Origin of the sequence: Candidatus Neomicrothrix sp. (assembly GCF_035329545.1) — a bacterium.
In the GTDB taxonomy this organism is placed as follows: domain Bacteria; phylum Actinomycetota; class Acidimicrobiia; order Acidimicrobiales; family Microtrichaceae; genus Microthrix; species Microthrix subdominans.
This window is the reverse complement of the sequence record NZ_DAOLGP010000035.1, coordinates 1-20,063: the sequence shown is the minus strand read 5'-3', so window position 1 is coordinate 20,063 and position 20,063 is coordinate 1. Positions and strand designations below refer to the sequence as shown.

The following is a 20,063-nucleotide window of genomic DNA, read 5'->3' as shown; positions in this document are numbered from 1 at the left end:
GTCAGCCTCCTGAACTGAAAGCTTCGGCTGCGGGGTCGAGGCGTGGGTCGTCATCGGGGTCGCCCAGCCACCCGGCGGGGAGGGCCACCCGGCGGGGACCCCCGGAATGGGAGCGCACCAGCCGTTCGTTACCCACCAACAGCTCGGCGTCCGGGTCGAGGCCGGCGAGCAGCAACTCGACCTCGGTCAGCGAGGTCACCAGCGAGGCCGCCCGCCGGACGTCGCCGCCCACCGGGTAGCCCTTCAGGTACCAGCTGAGGTGCTTGCGGAAGGCGGTGATCGCCCGGGTTTCGGGACTCTGGGGAATGGCGGAGCGGCGGGCGGCCGCCCGGCTGCGGCGGGGTGGGAGGGCCTCGTGGGCGCCCCGCCAGGCCACCGCCTCCCGGGCGTGCTCCCACGCGGTGGCGGACACCTCGCGCAGCGTCGGCGGCGGCGGCACCTCGTGGCCATCGAAGACGGCGCGCAGGTCGGAGAACAGCCACGGCTTGCCCAGACAACCCCGGCCGATCACCACGCCGGCACAGCCGGTTCGGTCGATCATGTCGATGGCGTCGGACGCCTCGAAGATGTCGCCGTTGCCCAGCACGGGCACGTCGAGCGCCGACACCAGCTCCCCGATCGCGTCCCAGCGCGCTGATGGGGCATAGAGCTGCTCGGCGGTGCGGGCGTGGAGCGCCACCCAGGCGCTGCCCTCATCCTGGGCGATGTGGCCGGCGTCGAGGTAGGTGAGGTGGTCGTCGTCGATACCCATCCGAAACTTGACCGTCACCGGAATGTCGCCGGCGGCGGCGACGGCCGAGCGGATCATGCGGGCGAACAGCGGCCGCTTGAACGGCAGCGCCGCGCCACCGCCCAAGCGGGTCACTTTGGGTGCCGGGCAGCCGAAGTTGAGGTCGAGGTGGTCGAGTGGGCGGCTGTCGACCAGAAAACGGACCGCCTCGCCCAGGTAGTAGGGGTCGGTGCCGTACAGCTGCAGCGACCGCAGCGGTTCGGACGGATGATGGTCGAGCATCGCCAGGGTGGGCGCGTGGCGTTCGACGATCGCCCGGGCGGTCACCATCTCGTTGACGCACAGTGGAGCCCCCCGGCGGGAACAGACGACGCGGTAGGGGGTGTCGGTCACGCCGGCCATCGGTGCCAGCACCACCGGCGGCCAGATCCGGTGTGTGTCCAGTGAGAGCGGGGTCGCGCCTCCGGCCGGACCGGCGCCCACGGGGGCGCTGAGGACGGGCGCTAGGGCGGCGTTCACCACACCAGTATGGCGGCGGCTGCGGGCCCGACCCCATGCCGCGCGGCTCCACCGGGCGGCGGCCGGTGGGCAAGACTGGGCAGATGGCCCCCTCCGACCCGGTTGTCGACCCCATCTCGTCCCGACTCGACTACGACGTCGGCGAGCTCAGACGAGCCGAGTTGGCGGCGGACCCGGTCGCCCAGCTGCGCCGTTGGTTGGACGATGCGGGTCGGGCGGAGGTCCCCGAGCCCAACGCGATGGCCGTCGCCACGGTGGATGCGGATGGTCGCCCTCGCGTCCGCAACGTACTTCTGCGCAACCTGGACGAGGCGGGCCTCGTGTTCTACTCCAACCGGCTGAGCGCCAAGGGCCAGGCGATCGACGCCAACCCGGTGGCCAGTGCGCTGTTCAGCTGGCTGGGCCTGCAACGTCAGGCACGGGTCGACGCCGACGTCGAGGTGATCGACGGCGACCTTGCGGACACCTACTGGGCCAACAGGCCCCAGGGCAGCCAAATTGCTTCGGCGGCGTCGCCGCAGGGTGAAGTCGTTGCCGACCGGGCCGAGCTCGAGGCGCTGGTCGAGCGCTACGAGCGCGACGCTGAAGGTTTGGACATCCCTCGGCCCGAGCACTGGGTTGGCTACCGGCTGGTGCCCCACACCTTCGAGTTCTGGCAGGGGCGTCGTGCCCGGCTGCACGACCGGTTTCGTTACCGGTTGACCGGTGGCTCCTGGGAGATCGACCGGCTGGCACCCTGATCGGGGTTCGTCGCCGCGGTCACTCCGCCCGCTGCGGCGTCGGCGTGAGCAGCTGCGGTGGGCGGCCCGTCGGGGCTTGAGCGGTCGGAAGGAGTGCCGTCGCTCCCGGTGCGGTCCCGACGAATGCGGGCGGCCATCACCCAACCGATGGCGGCCACGACGAGCGCCCCGCTCACCCAGCCCAGCGTGGCCTGGTGGGTCACCACCCAGGTCTGCACGCTGCCCTGCCAGCTCTGAGCGGTCACGCTGAGGCCACCGTCGATGCGATCGCCCCGGGTGATGCGGTACTCCGTCCAGCCGTAGTAGCCGACGAACAGCCCGGCGAGGATCAGTAGGCCGCCCGAGATTCGGTGGATCCAGGGCAGCACCCGGCGCATGTTGCGGACGATCGACGTGCGGCCCAGGGCGACGGCCATCGTCAGCACCGCCAACAGCAGGCCCATGCCCAGCCCGAAGGTGGCCACCGTCAGCCCGGCGGCCAACGGGCTGGAGTTCTCCAGCGTCGAGGTCAGCACGCCGGCGAACAGGGGCAGGGTGCAGCTGAGCGAGGCCACCGCATAGCTGATGCCGTAGAGGAACATCGAGGACAGCTGCCGGTCGCCCACCGACAACTCCAGGCGGGGAACGCCGATCGTCGGCTCGTAACCGGCCAGCATGGCCACCCCCAGCCCGATGACCAGTATGCCGATGCCGATCGTGATGAACGGCAGGTTGGGCTGGAGGAAGGTGCGGATCGAGCCCCACAGCAGCCCCATCGTGCCGAAGACCACCAGGAACCCGGCGGTCATCGCCCCGGAGACCTTGAGCGCCCGCCCGATGGCGGTGGCGGTGGACGCTTGGGCACCGTCCTCGCCGTCATCGAGGCCCAGGTAGTACGTGAGGTAGGTGGGCAACAGTGCAAAGCCGCACGGGTTGACCGTGGCGGCCATGCCGGTGGCGAAAGCCCAGGCCAGAGGGGCGTCCATCAGCGCCGCCGAGGGACGTGGGGAGCGGTCACGAGGCGACGCCCAGGTACCGCTCGATGTTGGAGCGCAGCTCGGCCTCGTCCATCGCTCCAAGCTGCTGCCCGGCCACCGTGCCGTCCGCATCGACGAACAGCGTCATCGGGAGGGCGACCAGGCCGAGCGCAATCGAATGGGCCTGATCGGGGTCCTCAGCCAACGGGTAGGTGGCGCCAACCCGCTCGGCGAAGGGGGCACCTTGGGCCTCGGTCTCGCCCGAATCGATGCCGAGCATGCCGACCCGGTCGCCCAGGTCGTCGTGGACGCGCTCGAAGTCGGGCATCTCGCGCAGGCACGGGGCGCAGGTCGACGCCCACACGTTGATGACGGTGGGGCGATCGATCAGCTCGTCCAACGTGGTCGTCGTCCCATCGAACATCCGAAGGTCGAGGTTGGGCACCGGCTCGCCAACCTCGGCGGAACCCGACGTCGCGCCGGGATCCTGTGGCTCGAGAAACTCCTCGACCGAGAGGATGTCGTCGTCGGTCTTGCCGCCCGTCAACGTCACGATGACGGCGGCGGCGATCACGGCCACCACCAGCGAGATGGCGCTGATCAACACCAGGTCGCGGCGCGACAGTCCCCACCGGCCTCTGGAGGCGGGCCGGCCGGGCGGTTTGGGCTCTTCGGTCGGGGTGGCGCCGTCGTCTTCGGGCTCGGCGTCGCCGGGCGCGTCCTCGGAGGGCCCGGTGCCCTCGGGAACAGCGTTCTCGGACACGTCATCTCCGCCGGACGGCCGGGGCTCGGGGGTGGGGGTGGCTCCGCTCACGAATGTCACGGTACCGCCCCCAACGACCCCGACCCCTTCGCCCCTCACACCGGCGGCGACGCCGGGTTGGACGTAGCGCCGACCTGGGGTGAGGCGGCCCGAAACGGCTCAGGCGCTGAGCCGCTCCCGGAGGTGCTCGGGGATCGGCACCTTGGGCAGGTGCTCCTCCGGCCGAGGGTTCTTGGGTGGGCGGCCGCGCGCCCGCTTGAAGTGCACGACCTTCCCTCCGACGAACAGCTGCCCTCCCCACACCCCGAACTGCTCGTTGCGGGCGACGGCCGCCTCGAGGCAGTCGAGGAGCACCGGGCATCCGGCGCACAGCCGCTTGGCCAGGGCGATGTCGGGCAGTTCATCGGAGAAGAACAGCTTGGTCACCTCGCCGGTGGCATCGGAGCAGGCCGCCCGGGACTCCCACCCTGGGGTGCCCGCGACGGCGGTGGTACAGAGCTCGCTGTGTTCGCTTCTACTGACTTCGGTGATCATCATCATGGTGCTTTCTCGGCGTGGTGACTGTGTGTTGATTGGCGATGGCCGGTGGGTTCTCGGCGGTTGTCGATCGGTGAACCTCGGCCGAAAAGCAGAAAAGCCGCCGGTTCCCGTGATGGGATCCGGCGGCCTCGAAAGAGGTTCTTGGTCGATGCTGTTGCATCAACCGGTACCTCTCGACACTCGGATCCCGTCACCAATCGGGTTGTCGTAGCCCGGCTTGGCGGTGGCGTGCGCACACGCTGTGCCGCGCGTGACCCAAACGTTGCGCTTGGCGACGACGGTGAGGTTGCCGACGACCGGGTTGTCAACGGCACAACGTCCAACGACGCGGTTGCTCACGGGGAAAAGCGTCGAAGCTGCCCGTGGCTGCACCGGCATCTCGCCGAGCGCGCAACCGGTCGCCGCGTCGAGGCGGCTGGTCGTTGCGTGAAGCGGGGATGCGGACATGATGGGCCTCTCGGGTGGCCGCCCGAGAGGCGACCGTGCTGGAACGTCAACGAGGAAACCACCTGCGGCGTGCAGCGTCAATGTATTTAACAAGATTTCTGTCGGGTGCAGCGTGGGGTGACGGGCGAGCGTTCACCGCAGCGTGGTGGGTGGGCCGCCCTGACGACCGCGCCCTGAGGCCCGTTCCTCCGCCGTGACCCGCCACCGCTACCGTGCCGGGTGTGGCCAACGACGACACTGCACACGGGGCGATGGTGGGAGCCGTCGCAGCCGTCGGCCCCGAGCGGTCGGGAGCGGTCGCCATCGTCGATCCGCCCGCCGGCGAGCGTCCGACGACGACCATGCGGGTGCCGCCCGCCGGATGCGCACCGGACCGAAGGGCCCGCCTCGATACGTTGTTGCGGCTCTGCGACGTTGCCCTGTGGGACCTCGATGTCCCCATGCGACCGGCGCCCGGAGCGGTGTGGGTCGTGCGTCGCACCACCCTGGAGGTGCGCCGCTGGCCCACCGCAGCCGAATCGGTCGCCGTCGACACCTGGTGCTCCGCCGTCGGTCGGGTGTGGGCCGAGCGGCGCATCGATCTCGCCGGCGGCGAGGGTGGTGACGTGAGGGTGGCCACCCTGTGGGCGTCGCTCGACCAAACGGGCGCCCGCCCGGCCCGGCTGGCGCCCGAGCTGGTTGAGGCCGGACCAAAGCGACGGGTGCCGATCGGGCTTTACCACCCCGCCCCGCCCGGCGAGGCCTCGGTAGCGCCGTGGCCGATCCGCCGCAGCGACATCGACGTGCTGGACCATGTCAACAACTCGGTGATCTGGACCGCTTTCGAGGACACCGAGGCGGGAGCGACGGCAAGCGTTGGCGACGGGGGCGGGCGCTTCGAGGCCGAGTACCGCGCCCAGCTGTTTTACGGCCCGGCCGAGCTCACCTTGTCTCCGGACGGCGATCAGGTGTGGCTCAGTGCGCCGGATGAAACGCCGGCGGTTTCGCTGCGCTCGCTGGACTGAACGGCAGGCGTCGTCACCGTTCCGGTCGGCACCGCTCCAATCGGCTGCGGCGCCGCTCAGGCGTCCGTCGTCACCGGCAGGAACACTTTGGAGCGCCAGTAGCGCAGCTCCTCGATGCTTTCCTTGATGTCGTCGAGGGCGCGGTGGCTGGTCGCCTTACGTGGCAGGTCACCGAGTGCCTCCGGATACCAGCGCCGGGCCAACTCCTTGATCGTGGTCACGTCGACCGAGCGGTAGTGCAGGTACTCCTCGATCTCGGGGAGATAGGCGGCGAGAAAGCGGCGGTCGGTGCCGATCGTGTTGCCGCACAGCGGCACGGTGCGGGCCTTGGGGGCATGGGCCTTAATGAACTCCAGCGTCGCAGCACCCGCCTCCTCCAAGGTTGTCGTCGACGCGGCGATGGCGTCGAGCAGCCCCGAGCTGGTGTGCATCTTGACCACCACCGGGTCCATGTCGGCCAGGGCCTCCTCGGGCTGGTGAATCACCAGCTCGGGGCCCGCAGCGACGATGTTGAGTTCGTCGTCGGTCGCCAGGGTGGCGATCTCCACGATGACGTCGGAGGTGTGATCCAACCCCGTCATCTCAAGGTCCATCCAGATGAGCACGACGAGATCGTACGCCGACTGGGCCCCGGGCGCGTTGGGGAGGCCAAGATGGCCACATGGCGATGCCCACCGACGACCGACCCAACGACCGACCCGACGGCTCTGGGAATGCTCACGACCGACGAGTCACGATGGAGGTCCAGCAGCTCGACCCCGGGCTGGAGCTGCCCAGCTACGCCAAGCCGGGCGACGCTGGGCTGGACCTACGGGCGCGGGTGGACGTCACGCTGGCTCCGGGCGGCGCCCGGGCGCTGGTGCCCACCGGGCTGGCGGTCGCCATCCCGGAAGGCCACGCCGGGTTTGTGTTGCCGCGGTCTGGGCTGGCCCTGCGCTCCGGGGTGACGGTGACCAATGCGCCCGGGTTGATCGACGCCGGGTACCGGGGCGAACTGCAGGTGATCCTGGCCAACACCGACCCGGACACGGCCGTGGAGGTTCGCCGCGGCGACCGCATCGCGCAGCTGGTCGTCCAGCGGGTCAGCCAAGTGACGCTCCTCAGCGTCGACGAGCTGCCATCGAGCGAGCGGGGCGATGGCGGGTTTGGTCACTCCGGCCGCTGAGCGGTCCCGGCCGAGGGCAGCTCGATCGTGACCCGAACCGACACGATCGACGGTTGTCGGGGCGGCTCGCTGAAGCCCACCCCGACCGGGCGCTCGAAGTGCCGGGGCTCACCCAGGTCGACCCCGTCGACGTGGGCGTTCCCGGCACTCACCCACCGCCAACCGCGGGTTTGGTACCACTCCCGGGCGCCGGTCGGTGAGGTGCCGTAGGTCTCGACCCCCATCAGGGCCCGTGCCAGCGGGGCCTCCACCCATCGGGTAACCGCCAGGGGACGCCACAGCGGCACCGGCCTGAGCCGACCGCCGATCAGGTCGAGACGAAACCGGGCGGCGCTCACCGTCGTGCGGCGCCCATCGGACACCACCTGCAACGGCTCGACCGACACCTCATCGAACTCATAGATCGATCCGATGAACTCCGCGCCGGCCTGGTCGCCGACCACCAGGGTTCGTCGATCGTCGGGATCGGTCCACATCACGTCGACCAGATCGCCGACCGGGGAAGTGGCCCAGCAGCCGATGACGAAGCGGTGCCCGCCTGCGAACGCCGCCGACGAGATCGTGCCGGCCACCACCGCCCGTCGGTCGGACGCACGGCGCTTCACACCCGGCATCGCGCTCGCGTCCGGGACGGCGTCGGGTGCGTTCGGCCTGCGCCGCAACGGCCCACGGCTCAGCGCTACCCGGCGAAGACGGCGCTGAGGGGCGGCACCGTGGCCGGCGCTCGCAGCACAACCCTGACGACCGGCTCGCCATCGAGCGACCCGATCGCGGTGCGCTCGCCCGCCCGAAGGGCAATGCGGTGCGCCGGGTCGGTCTGCTCGGGCCCGGCGTCGACCGGATCGAGGTCGCTCATCCGGGCGATCGCCACCAGGATCGGACGGCGCTCGGCTGCGCCGCCGTCCCACTCGACTGCCGTTATGACCCGCTCGGCGACACCTGAGCCGCTGTTGACGTAGCGCTCGTAGCGGCTGTTGGTCCCCGGGTCCCAGGGGCCATCGCCGGGCACATGGGTGTGGCCGAGCACCAGCCACGGCCCGGCGTCCTCGCCGAAGTGACCGGCAAAGGACTCGTGCAGCTCGGTCTCGTTGAGGGTGAACTGGTCGCGGTCGACCGAGAACGGCCCACGGATTGATCGCAGCCGATTGCCGGCACGCCCGGCGAGAAGCGCGGTTCGGGCGGCCGCCCCGGTCAGGCCGGGCTCGTCGCCGCTGAGGTCGGCGAGCGCGCTCGCCAGCCAGGTGACGAACCGGCCGCGCCAAGCCCCGTTGGGACTGTTCCACGGGTCGGTGAGATGCCCGTGGGTGATCACCGCTTCCGGGATCTGGCCGGGATTGCCCAGCGACACCAGGTCGTGAACGACGGCCCCGGGAAGACGGCGGGCCAAAGCCGAGGCGACCTCCGGGCGGATCAGCGGGTCGTCATGGTTGCCGCTCAGGCGCCAGTATCGTCCCGGCCCGACAAACTTCTCGGCGATCGCCGAGTACGTCGCTCCATAGTTGTCAATGATCCGCTGAAGCTGGTTGCGGGCCGTGGCATGGCTCAGCCGCCGGTCGATCGGCCACAGCGCCGCACCGAGCATGCGAAGTGCGTCGATGGCGACGCCCAGCGCCGAGCCGCCCACCATCCAGAAGTCCTCGACGTCGCCGGCCTCGATCAGCCCCCACCCCTCGGCCCCGTAGTGGTCGAGGGCGACGCGATAGAGGTCGTCGGTCGCCTGCTGGCGGGGCCAGTCACGACCGCCCGGAATGCAGCGGTGCAGGTCGCTGGTCACCAGGTATCGCCCGGCCGGATCCAACCGGGCGCTGGCACCCACCACGTCGGGGTCGTCGGTGCGCAACGCCTGCGGCATGCGGCGAGCCCGGCGGCGACACCGGGCGGTCTCGAGCGGCAATGTGGCGAATAGCCCTGGGCCCAGCAACGGCGACGCGAAAATGACGGCAAACAGCTTGAGCGACGCCCAGGCCCTCGTCGCTGGAGGGCCGGGCAGCGAGCTGCTTCGACGCATGATTCCGTCGACGGTGCGATCGAGCCAACCGGTCGGCTCGGGCCGTTCGGCGACGCGGCGCGAGGTCACCTGGGTCAAGCCGCTGGGGAGCAGGCTCATGTTCGATCCGAAGACCGTTCGGCGACCGGGACAGGGTGACTCACCAGGCAAAGCTACCGCCGTCGAAGTGGGGTGCATGACCGTCAGCGGGCCGCGAACGGATGTGGTGAGAGCCCGCCTCCACCGTCGATGAGACCCTTCACCCGTCGCCCTCGACATGGTTATGAATCAAGTTTGAATGTCTCTTGAGTAGGTTTCCCGGAAGGGAAGCGAGGCGATCCGACCCGATACCGAGGGGGTCTCGCATGACACCAAGGGGATTTGAGATGGTCCAACGCTCGGCCGACCGACCGACGCTTCAAGGGCGCTCGGCCCTCGTCACCGGAGGGGGCAGCGGCATCGGGTTGGCCGCCGCAGCTGCGCTGGTGGCCGACGGCGCCGACGTCACGCTGATGGGCCGCACCGCCGACAAGCTCGAAGCCGCCGCCGAGCAGCTGCGCCAACAGGCGCCCGAAGGCGTTCGGGTGCGCACGTCCGCCGGCGATGTCACCGCCGATGCCGACGTCGCCGCAGCGGTCGCGCTGGCCGACGCCGACCAAACGCTCAGGATCGTCGTCGCCTCAGCGGGCGACGGGACGATGGGGCCGGTGGTGGCCACCTCCACCGAGGAGTGGAACCGCATCCTCGGCGTCACGCTCACCGGGGTGTTTCTCGTTTTTCGTGAGGCTGGTGCGGCGATCGTGCGCAACGGCGGCGGGTCGATGGTGGCGGTGTCGTCGGTGGCCAGCCGACTGACCCACCGGTTCATGGCGCCCTACTCGGTGGCCAAGGCCGGGGTGGACATGCTGGTGAAGGTCACCGCCGACGAGCTGGGCCGTGCGGGCGTGCGGGTCAACGCCGTCAACCCGGGCATCATCCGCACCGACCTGGTGGCGATGATCGAGGAGGAGTCCTCGGTGGGGCAGAGCTACCTGAACAACACGCCGCTGGGCCGCTTCGGCGAGGTCGGCGACGTGGCACCGCTCATCCGGTTTCTGTGTGGGCCCGAGTCCGGCTTCATCACCGGTGAGACGGTGGGCGCCGACGGCGGGCATCACCTGCGCGATGGGCCCGACTATCTGGAGTGGGCCGAAGGGTTGTACGGCGATGCCGCCCACGGCCGGGTTCCTGCGCCTGAGTGAGCGACCGGGGTTGGGGTGTGGGCGATACCGCCATGGCACCGCTTCGCTATGCGCCCTGGCGGCACCACCCACACCCCAACCCCTCTGGTGGGAACAGGAATTCGGCCGTGGTGGCTCTCCTCCTGAGGGCTGGAATCAGCCGGTGTGGGCACGACGAAGTGCCGCGACTCCTACTGCGATGCCGACGATGAGGAGGGCGGTGATCGCTGGGCTGCGGTCGGCGCCGAACAACCCGGGCGTGCTGATCACCACGCCGATCGCCGCCAGGCCGGCGGTCCCAAGGTCGGCCAGCACCTGTCGTCGGCCCACCGGCGTCGAGCGTTGACCGAAGCATCCGCAGCTGACCTCGGCATCGTTGCGGGTGAGCAGTGCGAGGAGCGCAGCGAACGCCAGGTAGAGGGCGGTGACCAACCCCCACAGCACGAACCCGCCGAACACCATCGCCGCGGCACCGACCACGATCTCGATCAGGCCGAGGATGAACGGGGCGTGCGGGCTGGTCACGCCGATGACGGCCAGGACGTCGGCCATCGTGTCGGGGTGGCGCACTTTGGACGCCCCGGCGACGAGCAACAGCCCGGCGGCCAGGTAGGGGAGTAGGTCCAACGCCGCCATGTGGTCGGAGGTTACCGACCCACTGCCGAGTCACCGAGCCAAGGGTGGCAACCCGTCCCGCTCTCACCTGATTCACCGGTTGAGGTTCCATCGGGCGGCTGACGTGTCTAAACTGTGCGACGTGACCACTTGTACCGGACTGCTTCTTAGCTAAGGCGGGACTTACCAAGAGCGCGCCCGCCCGCACCCCCCGCCCTCCAGGCCGGGGGGTTTGTTGTTTTTCCCGACAACCAGCCGGCCCGCCGCTTTCACCAGTACGACCAACCGCACCCATGCAATCGGACCCGCAACAAGGAACTCAGCCATGCCACCAGCAAACGTGACCCCAAAGAAGATGCACTTCGAGAAGTACGAGCCGTGGATCCCGGTACAGCTCACCGACCGCACATGGCCCGACCAGCGGATCGACCGAGCCCCGACCTGGTGCTCGGTCGACCTGCGCGACGGCAACCAGGCGCTGATCGACCCGATGGACCCCGCCCGCAAGCTGGCGATGTTCAACGAGCTGGTCGCCATGGGCTTCAAGGAGATCGAGGTGGGGTTCCCGTCGGCCTCCCAGCCCGACTACGACTTCGTGCGCCAGTTGATCGAAGAGGACCTGATCCCCGACGACGTCATCATCCAGGTGCTGGTACAGAGCCGCGCCGACCTGCTCGAGCGCACCTACGAGTGCCTGGAGGGCGCCCCCCGGGCCATCGTTCACTTCTACAACTCGACCAACCCGTTGCAGCGGGAGGTGGTGTTCGGGTTGGATCGCGACGGCATCGTCGACATCGCCACGACCGCTGCGCGCCTGGCCCGCAAGCTGGAAGATCGCATCCCCGGCACCGAAGTTCGCTACGAGTACTCGCCCGAAAGCTTCACGCTGACCGAGCCCGACTTTGCGATCGAGATCTGCGAAGCGGTCATGGACGTGATCGAGCCCACCCCCGATCGGCCGATCGTGTTGAACCTGCCGGCCACGGTCGAGTGTTTCACCGCCAACGTCTACGGCGACTTCATCGAGTGGTTCGGACGCACGATCTCCCGGCGGGACTCGGTCGTCATCTCGCTGCACCCCCACAACGACCGGGGCACCGGCGTGGCCGCTGCCGAGTTTGGGCTGATGGCCGGGGCCGATCGGCTGGAGGGCACGCTGTTCGGCAACGGCGAGCGCACCGGCAACCTCGACCTGGTCAACGTCGCCATGAACCTGTTCGCCACCGGCGTGGACCCACAGCTCGACATCACCGATATCGACCGCCTGCGCCGCACCGCCGAGTACGCCAACCGGTTGGAGGTGCACCCGCGCCACCCCTATGCGGGTGACCTCGTCTACACGTCGTTCTCCGGCAGCCACCAGGATGCGATCAAGAAAGGCTTTGCAGCTCTGCCCGACGACTACGACACATGGGCCGTGCCCTACCTGCCGATCGACCCCCACCACGTGGGGCGCACCTACGAGGCGGTCATCCGGGTCAACAGTCAGAGCGGCAAGGGCGGGGTGGCCTATGTCATGTCCGAGGAGCGCGGCCTCGACCTGCCGCGGCGCATGCAGGTGGAGTTCTCCAAAACGATCCAGAACATCACCGAGGATTCGGGTACCGAGATCGACCCGGCGACGATGTGGGCGGCATTCCGGCACGAGTACCTGCCCGAATCACCCGAATTCGAGCTGGTCGGCCACGAGTTGCACACCAAGGAGGGCCTGACCAAGGTGACCGCCCAGGTGCGTCGCAACGGATCGCATCACACCGTGGTGGGGGAGGGGTCCGGTCCCATCGGCGCCCTGGTGCTGGGCCTGCGCTCCGAGTTCGACGTCGACCTGGACGTTGTCGATTACGAGGAGCACGCCATCGGCGCCGGTTCGGATGCCACCGCTGCCGCGTATGTGGAGAGCATCGGCCACTCCGGCCGGCCCCGCTGGGGCATCGGGTTGGACCCCAACATCACCACAGCGTCCTTCAAGGCCGTCCTCGGTGCCCTGGAGCGTCAGCTCCGATAGGTGCTGAGGTGGGGGGCCCGCTCCGGTAACCGTTGGCCCGCGCCAAAGCCACCCACGGTCGCACTGGGTGGCTTTACTGCACCCCCTCGGGAGTAAAGCCACCCAGCTCATGCATGGGTGGCTTTACTGTGTGCCGTGCGAGAGGTGGAACACGGGGTGGTTCGGAGCGATACGCGCCAGTTCCGCCGCCGAAGCGTCGCCGTCGACCCCGTCGAAGAACGCCCCCACCTCGAACGCCCAGCGCTTCAGGTAGGCGCGCAGGATCGGCTCCTTGTCGGCGTCGGCCACCTCGCTGGCGGTGAACGCTTCGATGGACCGGCCGACCCGCAGTTCCCCTCCACCGGTGACCCGCAGGTTGCGGACCCACTGGGTCTCGCCCCGCGGCGCCACCAGGTAGCGCTCTTGACCGATCTTCAACGGGTTGACCGGCGCGGAGCGCCACTCGCCGCTGCTGCGACCCCGAACCCGCAGCTCGCGGGCACCCCACACCGAGATGCCGACCCGGGTCAGGCGCCGTACGAGCCGGTTCATCAGGTTGCGGCTGAGCCATCCCGGCGCGGCGTAGTGCGTTCGGGGTAGCCCGGCGGCAGCTGGCCGTTCGGGTGTTGGCGAGTCCGAGGCTGTCGGGTGGGCGGTGATCGAGTTCATGGATCGCTCCTGCCAGTAACCCGAGAGCACCGCTCTCGGTTCGTCCATCGTGAACTCTCGTCCCGATAAAAGCAAGAGCACTGCTCTTGTTTGTTGGCAGTGTTCTCGCTCGTCGGTCATCATGTATCGATGGAGCCCAAGCCCACCGGGGTACGCGCCCGGGCCCGCGCCGAGTTCGTCGGCGAGATCAAAGCGGCCGCCAGGTCGCAGCTGCGCACGGACGGGGCCGACTCGCTGTCGCTCCGGGCGGTCGCCCGACAGCTGGGCGTGGCCTCCTCGGCGCTGTACCGGTACTTCCCGAGCCGCGACGACCTGCTGACAGCGCTGATCTCCGACGCCTACGGCGATCTCGCTTCGGCGGCAGAACGTGCCACCGTCGAATCGGCGGGAAAGCCGTTCGTCGAGCGGTGGGTCAGCCTTGCTCGAGCGATCAGGTCGTGGGCGCTGAAGCACCGACATGAGTACGCACTGATCTACGGCAGCCCCGTGCCCGGCTACGTGGCACCCCCGGAGACCGCCAAGCCGGCCCGGCGCCTCACGTCGACATGGCTGTCGGTGCTGACCGATGCGGCTGCGGACGGTGAGCTTCTCCAGCATCGGTTCGACGCACCGCCGGCCACGGCGGAGGCCCTTGATGTCATCCGATCGCTGTCCCAGGACGCCATCGGCCGCTCGTCGGCCGCACACCCGGACGGGGCGGAGCTGAGCGATGGGCAGCTGAGGGCGGCGACCGGGGTCTGGACCCAGCTGTTCGGCCACCTCAGCTTCGAGCTGTTCGGCCAGTTCCAGAACGTGGTCGCCGATCCGGAGGAGTTCTTCGACGTGCAGATGCGGGAGGCGGGGTGCCGCCTGGCTGGACCGTCGGCGTCCGGCGACGGCCGGGACTGACCAGCGCCGAACGGGCTGGGTATCCTGCGGGCTAACCACGGCAGGACCTACCTTCGGAGCACGCATGCCTGCACAGCCAGACATCGGCGAATCGGCGCCAACCCAGTCCAGCCCCGACGACGACCACGCCCACGCCAAGGACCGCACCCACTCCTCGGGTCGTTCCGGCGCGAACTGGCAGGTGCACCATCACCGAGACGTCTCCGGGGGCGCCGCCAGGGCTGCGGTGTTCGGTATCTCCGACGGGCTCGTGTCCAACACTGCGCTCATCCTTGGCGTTGCGGGCGCCAACCCACCGGCCAACACGGTGCTGGTCGCCGGCCTGGCCGGGTTGATCGCCGGAGCGGTGTCGATGGCCGCCGGCGAGTACGTGTCGATGCAGGCGCAAAAGGAACTGATCGAGCGTGAGCTGAGCGTCGAGGCTGAGGCGATCAAGAATCATCCGGAGAGCGAACATCGCGAGCTGGTCAGGCTGTATCGGTCCCGCGGTGTCGACCGTCAGACCGCCGAACGCATGACCACCCAGGTGATGGCCGACCCCGAGCTGGCCCTCGAGGTCCATGCCATGGAGGAACTGGGCCTGCACGCCGAGTCGATCGGCTCGCCATGGCAGGCGGCCGGGTCGTCGTTCGTGGCGTTCACGGTGGGCGCCATCGTGCCGCTGGTGCCGTGGATCATCGGCTCGGGCACCGGCGCCATCGTGGCATCGGTGGTCGCCGCCACCATCCTGTCGGCCGTGGTCGGAGGTCTGCTGGCCCGGTTCACCGAACGGTCGGTGGTGCTCTCCGGGGCGCGGCAGGTGTTGATTACCGCCTTCTCGTGCGTCATTACCTACGGCATCGGTTCGGTGGTGGGTGCCAACGTCTAAGGCCGCCGCCGAAGTGGGCGGTGCACGCGCCGACCGAGCGGCGAAGGCCCAACTGGAGGATGCCGGGGCGGCATTTTCCGAGCCGGTGCGGACCTGGTTTGGCGCGGCCTTTCCCGAGGCGACCCCCGCCCAGGCCTTGGCGTGGCCGCCGATCGCGGCCGGCGAGCACACCCTGTTGTGCGCCCCGACCGGGTCGGGCAAGACGCTGGCGGCATTCCTGTGGGCGATCGACCGGCTGGGTACCGATCCCCGGCCGGACGGAGTTGGCACCCGGGTGGTGTACCTGTCGCCGCTGCGGGCGTTGGCGGTCGACATCGAGAAGAACCTGCGCAGCCCGATCCGGGGCATCGAGCTGGCGGCGCAACGGTTGGGCGGGTCGTTCACCGCGCCTTCGGTGGGGTTGCGCACCGGCGACACCTCGCAGGAGGACCGGCGCAAGATGGCCCGCCACCCGCCCGACATCCTGGTCACCACCCCCGAGTCGCTCTACCTGCTGCTGACGTCGGCCGCCCGGGAGGGACTCTCCGGTGTGCAGACGGTGATCGTCGACGAGATTCACGCGCTGGCGCCGACCAAGCGGGGCGCCCACATGGCGTTCAGCCTGGAGCGTCTCACCGCGTGGGTGACCGGCCACGACCACCCGGCCCCGCAGCGCATCGGATTGTCCGCGACGCAGCGGCCCCTCGAAACCGTGGCCGGGTTTCTCGGGGGTCGGGAGGTGAATGGGGCGGCCTCCAAGCCGCGCCCGGTGCGCATCGTCGACGCCGGTATCACCAAGGAACTCGACCTGGAGGTGCGGGTGCCGATCGAGGACATGGCGTCGCTCGGCACGATCGTCGAGGAACCCCAGGCGGGTGCGGCCGCCGCCGGGCCGCAGCGGCGCAGCATCTGGCCCTCGATGCATCCGGCCCTGCTCGAGCTGGTGGAGCAACATCGCTCGACGCTGATCTTCGTCAATGCCCGGCGCATGTCCGAGCGTCTGGCCAGCCGACTCAACGAACTCCACGACGAGGCCAACCTCCAGGCGGAGGCTGCGACGGCGACGGGCCGCTCCGACGTGGTCGCCGCCGGCGCCGAATCGATCGGTACGTCCAACCCGGACGGGATCGAGCTGGTGAAGGCCCATCACGGGTCGCTGTCGCGCGAGCGACGGCTGCTGATCGAGGACGAGCTGAAGCGGGGTGAGCTCGCAGGCCTGGTCGCCACCTCCAGCCTGGAGCTGGGCATCGACATGGGCGCGGTCGACCTGGTGATCCAGGTGGCCTCCCCCGGCTCGGTTGCCGCCGGGTTGCAGCGCATTGGCAGGGCCGGGCACCAGGTGGGCGTGCCCTCGCGTGGGCGCATCTTCCCCCGTCACCGGGCCGACCTGCTCGAGACGGCGGTGGTGGCCGAGCGCATGCACTCTGGCGAGATCGAGCACACCAAAATTGTGCGCAACCCGCTCGACGTATTGGCCCAGCAGCTGGTGGCCACGGTGGCGTTGGACGACGCCACCGTCGACGAGCTGTACGGCATGGCCAGAGCGTGTGCCAACTTCGCCGAGCTGTCCGAGGCCCAGTTTCGCAACACGTTGGACCTGGTGTCGGGCCGCTATCCGGCCGAGGAGTTCGGCGGCCTGTCGCCCCGGGTTGTGTGGGATCGTACCGACGATGTCGTCCGGGCCCGGCGCGGGACCCAACGCATTGCGGTCACGTCGGGCGGCACCATCCCCGACCGGGGGCTCTATGCGGTGGTTCTGCCCGACGGAACCCGGGTGGGCGAGCTCGACGAGGAGATGGTCTACGAGAGCCGGGTGGGGGAGACCTTCCTGCTGGGCGCCACCACCTGGCGCATCGAGGACATCACCTTCCAGAAGGTGGTGGTCACCCCGGCGCCCGGTGTGCCGGGCAAGATGCCGTTCTGGCACGGCGACGGGCCCGGCCGCCCCGTGGAACTGGGCCGTGCGGTTGGAGCGTTTGTACGCGAGGTGCGCTCCGCCAAGCGCAGTGAGGGCACCGCCCGCCTGCGGGCGGCAGGGCTGGACGAGTGGGCCACCGACAACCTGCTCGGCTACCTCGACGATCAGGCCGAGGCCACCTCGGTCGTCCCCGACGACCACACGATCGTCGTCGAACGGTTTCGCGACGAGATCGGTGACTGGCGCATCTGCGTGCTGTCGCCGTTCGGCGGCCGGGTGCACGCCCCCTGGGCGGTGGCGCTGCGCCAGCGCCTGGCCGACCGCTGGGACGAGGAGCTGGGCGAGGGCGCAGTCGAGGTGATGTGGGCCGACGACGGCATCGTCATCCGCCTGCCCGAGGCGGTCGAGGAGCTGCCGCTCGAGGAGCTGATGATCGACCCGGACGAGGCCGAGGCGCTCGTCGTGGCGGCTCTGCCGTCGACGGCGGCGTTCGCCTCGGCGTTTCGGGAGTCGGCCGCCCGGTCGTTGCTGTTGCCCAAGCGCCGCCCCGACCAGCGCACCCCGCTGTGGCAGCAGCGCCAGCGGGCGGCCGACCTGCTGGGCGTCGCCGCCAAGTATCCGCAGTTCCCCATCCTGTTGGAGGCCACCCGGGAGCTGCTGGAGGACCACTTCGACCTGCCGGCACTTCGCACCCTGCTCGGCGATCTGGCCCAGCGCCGCACCCGGCTGGTGGCCGTCGATACCGACACCGCCTCGCCCTTCGCCCAGTCGCTGGTGTTCGGCTGGGTGGCGGTGTACCTGTACGAAGGCGACGCCCCGCTGGCCGAACGTCGGGCCGCGGCGTTGGCCCTCGACCGTGACCTGCTCGCCGACCTGCTCGGCTCCGAGGAGCTGCGCTCGTTGCTCGACGCCGACGTCGTCGCCCAGGTGGAGCTGGAACGCCAGCGCCTGGCGGACGGCCGCCGGGCCCGGGACGCCGACGAGGCCCACGACCTGCTGCGCTCCATCGGGCCGCTGGCGGCCAGCGATATCGAGGTTCGTAGCGAGGCCGATGCGGCGACGGTGGGCGCCTGGATCGAGCAGCTGGTCACCGCACGACGCGCCTACGACGTGTCGATCGCCGGCGAGGCCAGGCTGGCGGCGGCCGAGGACGCCGGGCGGCTCCGCGACGCACTCGGCGTGCCTGTCTCCCTTGGGCTCCCCACCGAGTTCACCGACGCCGGTCCCACCCCGGTTCGAGACCTGGTCGGTCGCTACGCCCGCACCCACGGCCCGTTCACCGCCACCGAGCTGGCCGCCTGGTTCGGCTTTCCGCTCGATGTGGTGCGGGTGACGCTGGAGGGGTTGGCCTCCGACGGGGTGGTCAGCTCGGGCGAGTTCCGCCCGGGGGGCGCCGGCAGCGAGTGGGTGGATGCCGACGTCCTGCGCCAACTGCGGCGCCGCAGCCTGGCCGCCCTGCGGCGCGAGGTGGAGCCGGTTGATGGCGACGCCCTGGCCCGGTTCCTGCCCTCCTGGCAGCACGTCGGCAGCCGCCGCACCGGCGTAGACGCGGTGGCCGATGCCGTCGAGACGCTGGAGGGCGCCGCACTGGCCGTGTCGATCCTCGACGTCGACCTGCTGGGCGTGCGGGTGCGCGACTACTCGCCGGCGATGCTCGATGAGCTGTGCACGTCTGGCGAGGTGGTGTGGGCCGGCGCCGGGTCGCTGGGGGCCAGCGACGGTCGCATCCGGCTGGCTTTTCGAGACCGGGCGGCGCTGTTGCTGCCCGAGCCGATCGAGTCGCCCGACGAGCCGCACCACCGGGCGATCACCGAGCGTTTGGCTGCATCCGGTGCCTCCTTCTGGGGCGATCTTCAGGCCGCCGTAGCCGCCGCCGAGCTCCCCTACGACGATCCGACCGTGCTCGAGGCGCTGTGGGACCTGGTGTGGGCGGGTGTGGTCACCAACGACTCGCTGGCCCCGGTGCGCTCACGCGTGGTGGCCGGGCCGCGCCGTCGCCTGTCGTCGGGCGGTGGCGGCCGGGGACGTGGCGGTCGCGCAGGCCGGCGGGGCGCTGGCCCCCCCCGGGGGGCGCGTGTTTCCAGGCTGGGCCCGCCCGCTGCGGCCGGCCGTTGGTCGCTGGTCGCCGGGCTCACCGGTGGCGCCGCAGCGCCGTCCGGGTCCGGTCCTGGCTCAGCCTCGGTGGAGGTGCGCACCGCGCGGGCGATGAGCCTGCTCGACCGTTACGGCGTGCTCACCCGGGAGATGGCGCTGGCCGAGGGGGCCGAGGGCGGCTTCGCCGGGGTGTACCCGGTGCTCAAGTTGTTGGAGGAGCGGGGCGAGGTGCGCCGGGGGTACTTCGTCGCCGGGTTGGGCGCCGCCCAGTTTGCCCACGAGGGCGCTGCCGAGCGGCTGCGAACCGAACGGGAGTCAGCGCCCGCCGAGCCCCAGGTACGCACTCTGGCGGCGGTCGACACCGCCCAGCCCTACGGCGCCGCTCTGGCCTGGCCCGCGTCCTCCGGCAACCCCACGCGTACGGTTGGTGCCCACGTCGTGCTCATCGACGGCATCCCCGCTGCCTACCTCGACCGCGGCCAGCGCAGCCTGATCACCTTCAGCGGCGACGACGGCAACGACACCAGCAACATCGGCGACAGCCGTGGAGGAGCGACCGCCCGCACTGAGCTGTGGGTGCCTGCGATGGCGCAGCTGGTCGAGGACGGCCGGGTGTCCAAGATGGAGCTGACGACGATCGACGGCGAGCCGTCGTCCTCCCATTCGCTGGCACCCAGCTTCAAAGCGGCCGGCTTCCAGACCGGCTACCGGGGCCTTACCCTCCGCTGAGCATGGAATCGACCCTTAGGCTGTCGGGCTCCAGAGATACGAGGGTCGCAGTCGCTTTCTGATGCTCAAGTGCTCCCGAGCATGAAGATGGCGAGCTTCGTGGCAGCAGTGTGAAACCTGCGAGGGAACTGTGAATTTCGCCCAGAGTGAGCTGGGCCAGGCGTGGTCGTGCAATCCCAGTAGCGCCGCGACGTGTCATGCGCCAGTTGATAGGGACCAGGGCTGCGCCAGCTGCATGGGACCACTTG

Annotated in this window: 18 protein-coding genes; 8 read left to right on the top strand and 10 right to left on the bottom strand. The window is 70.0% G+C overall.

Going from position 1 to position 20,063, the window contains the following annotated elements; all coding sequences use genetic code 11:
* Position 1: 1 nt before the first annotated feature.
* Complete coding sequence (locus PKD89_RS15970; protein ID WP_425591258.1) at positions 2 to 1,213, bottom strand: tRNA dihydrouridine synthase; 1,212 nt, start codon at positions 1,211 to 1,213, stop codon at positions 2 to 4.
* A gap of 119 nt (positions 1,214 to 1,332) precedes the next feature.
* Here PKD89_RS15970 and pdxH point away from each other — a divergent pair, with 119 nt between their 5' ends.
* On the top strand, positions 1,333 to 1,989 hold the full coding sequence (gene pdxH, locus PKD89_RS15965) for a pyridoxamine 5'-phosphate oxidase (RefSeq protein WP_287390993.1): 657 nt from the start codon (positions 1,333 to 1,335) through the stop codon (positions 1,987 to 1,989).
* Here pdxH and PKD89_RS15960 read toward each other — a convergent pair.
* The 4 genes from PKD89_RS15960 to PKD89_RS15945 all read right to left on the bottom strand — a co-directional run bounded on the left by PKD89_RS15960 (position 1,941) and on the right by PKD89_RS15945 (position 4,587).
* Complete coding sequence (locus PKD89_RS15960; RefSeq protein WP_287375555.1) at positions 1,941 to 2,954, bottom strand: cytochrome c biogenesis CcdA family protein; 1,014 nt, start codon at positions 2,952 to 2,954, stop codon at positions 1,941 to 1,943. The two genes, pdxH and PKD89_RS15960, sit on opposite strands and share 49 nt — an antisense overlap.
* Positions 2,955 to 2,982: 28 nt before the next feature.
* A complete protein-coding gene (locus PKD89_RS15955; RefSeq protein WP_289011209.1) occupies positions 2,983 to 3,759 on the bottom strand; it encodes a TlpA family protein disulfide reductase in 777 nt (258 codons plus the stop codon).
* A gap of 108 nt (positions 3,760 to 3,867) precedes the next feature.
* A complete protein-coding gene (locus tag PKD89_RS15950) occupies positions 3,868 to 4,242 on the bottom strand; it encodes a WhiB family transcriptional regulator (RefSeq protein WP_287390996.1) in 375 nt (124 codons plus the stop codon).
* Positions 4,243 to 4,407: 165 nt separating this feature from the next.
* On the bottom strand, positions 4,408 to 4,587 hold the full coding sequence (locus PKD89_RS15945; RefSeq protein WP_287375561.1) for a hypothetical protein: 180 nt from the start codon (positions 4,585 to 4,587) through the stop codon (positions 4,408 to 4,410).
* Between the two features lie 329 nt (positions 4,588 to 4,916).
* Here PKD89_RS15945 and PKD89_RS15940 point away from each other — a divergent pair, with 329 nt between their 5' ends.
* Positions 4,917 to 5,699: an acyl-ACP thioesterase domain-containing protein gene (locus PKD89_RS15940; RefSeq protein WP_287391000.1), complete on the top strand. Its 783-nt coding sequence runs from the start codon at positions 4,917 to 4,919 to the stop codon at positions 5,697 to 5,699.
* A gap of 56 nt (positions 5,700 to 5,755) precedes the next feature.
* On the opposite strand, the gene orn is transcribed toward PKD89_RS15940, so the two are convergent.
* The gene (gene orn / locus PKD89_RS15935; protein ID WP_287391002.1) at positions 5,756 to 6,304 is read right to left on the bottom strand and encodes an oligoribonuclease; all 549 of its coding nucleotides are present in this window, start codon (positions 6,302 to 6,304) and stop codon (positions 5,756 to 5,758) included.
* 131 nt (positions 6,305 to 6,435) lie between these two features.
* Here orn and dut point away from each other — a divergent pair, with 131 nt between their 5' ends.
* Positions 6,436 to 6,864 carry a dUTP diphosphatase gene (gene dut, locus PKD89_RS15930; protein ID WP_349257369.1) on the top strand — a complete coding sequence of 143 codons (429 nt, stop codon included), beginning with the start codon at positions 6,436 to 6,438 and terminating at the stop codon, positions 6,862 to 6,864.
* Here the strand turns inward: dut and PKD89_RS15925 are convergent.
* Positions 6,849 to 7,469, bottom strand: a complete 621-nt coding sequence (locus tag PKD89_RS15925) for a hypothetical protein (protein ID WP_289011212.1) — start codon at positions 7,467 to 7,469, stop codon at positions 6,849 to 6,851. The genes dut and PKD89_RS15925 overlap by 16 nt on opposite strands.
* 74 nt (positions 7,470 to 7,543) lie before the next feature.
* Entirely contained in the window at positions 7,544 to 8,971 is a 1,428-nt protein-coding gene (locus PKD89_RS15920) for a hypothetical protein (RefSeq protein ID WP_289011213.1), read from the bottom strand.
* Positions 8,972 to 9,237: 266 nt separating this feature from the next.
* Between PKD89_RS15920 and PKD89_RS15915 the strand changes: the two genes are divergently transcribed.
* Positions 9,238 to 10,092 carry an SDR family oxidoreductase gene (locus PKD89_RS15915; RefSeq protein WP_287375574.1) on the top strand — a complete coding sequence of 285 codons (855 nt, stop codon included), beginning with the start codon at positions 9,238 to 9,240 and terminating at the stop codon, positions 10,090 to 10,092.
* A gap of 135 nt (positions 10,093 to 10,227) precedes the next feature.
* On the opposite strand, the gene PKD89_RS15910 is transcribed toward PKD89_RS15915, so the two are convergent.
* Positions 10,228 to 10,707 (bottom strand): MauE/DoxX family redox-associated membrane protein, encoded by a 480-nt coding sequence (locus PKD89_RS15910; protein WP_287391007.1) that lies wholly within the window; start codon positions 10,705 to 10,707, stop codon positions 10,228 to 10,230.
* A 304-nt stretch (positions 10,708 to 11,011) separates the two neighbouring features.
* Here PKD89_RS15910 and leuA point away from each other — a divergent pair, with 304 nt between their 5' ends.
* On the top strand, positions 11,012 to 12,691 hold the full coding sequence (gene leuA, locus PKD89_RS15905) for a 2-isopropylmalate synthase (RefSeq protein WP_287375578.1): 1,680 nt from the start codon (positions 11,012 to 11,014) through the stop codon (positions 12,689 to 12,691).
* Positions 12,692 to 12,814: 123 nt separating this feature from the next.
* On the opposite strand, the gene PKD89_RS15900 is transcribed toward leuA, so the two are convergent.
* Positions 12,815 to 13,222, bottom strand: a complete 408-nt coding sequence (locus PKD89_RS15900; RefSeq protein ID WP_349257367.1) for a nitroreductase/quinone reductase family protein — start codon at positions 13,220 to 13,222, stop codon at positions 12,815 to 12,817.
* 246 nt (positions 13,223 to 13,468) lie between these two features.
* On the opposite strand from PKD89_RS15900, the gene PKD89_RS15895 reads away from it, so the two are divergent.
* The 3 genes from PKD89_RS15895 (at position 13,469) to PKD89_RS15885 (ending at position 19,815) form a co-directional block, all read left to right on the top strand.
* Entirely contained in the window at positions 13,469 to 14,227 is a 759-nt protein-coding gene (locus tag PKD89_RS15895) for a TetR/AcrR family transcriptional regulator (protein WP_287391011.1), read from the top strand.
* Positions 14,228 to 14,291: 64 nt separating this feature from the next.
* On the top strand, positions 14,292 to 15,095 hold the full coding sequence (locus PKD89_RS15890; RefSeq protein ID WP_287391013.1) for a VIT1/CCC1 transporter family protein: 804 nt from the start codon (positions 14,292 to 14,294) through the stop codon (positions 15,093 to 15,095).
* 13 nt (positions 15,096 to 15,108) lie between these two features.
* Positions 15,109 to 19,815: a DEAD/DEAH box helicase gene (locus PKD89_RS15885; RefSeq protein ID WP_425591257.1), complete on the top strand. Its 4,707-nt coding sequence runs from the start codon at positions 15,109 to 15,111 to the stop codon at positions 19,813 to 19,815.
* Positions 19,816 to 20,063: the final 248 nt, after the last annotated feature.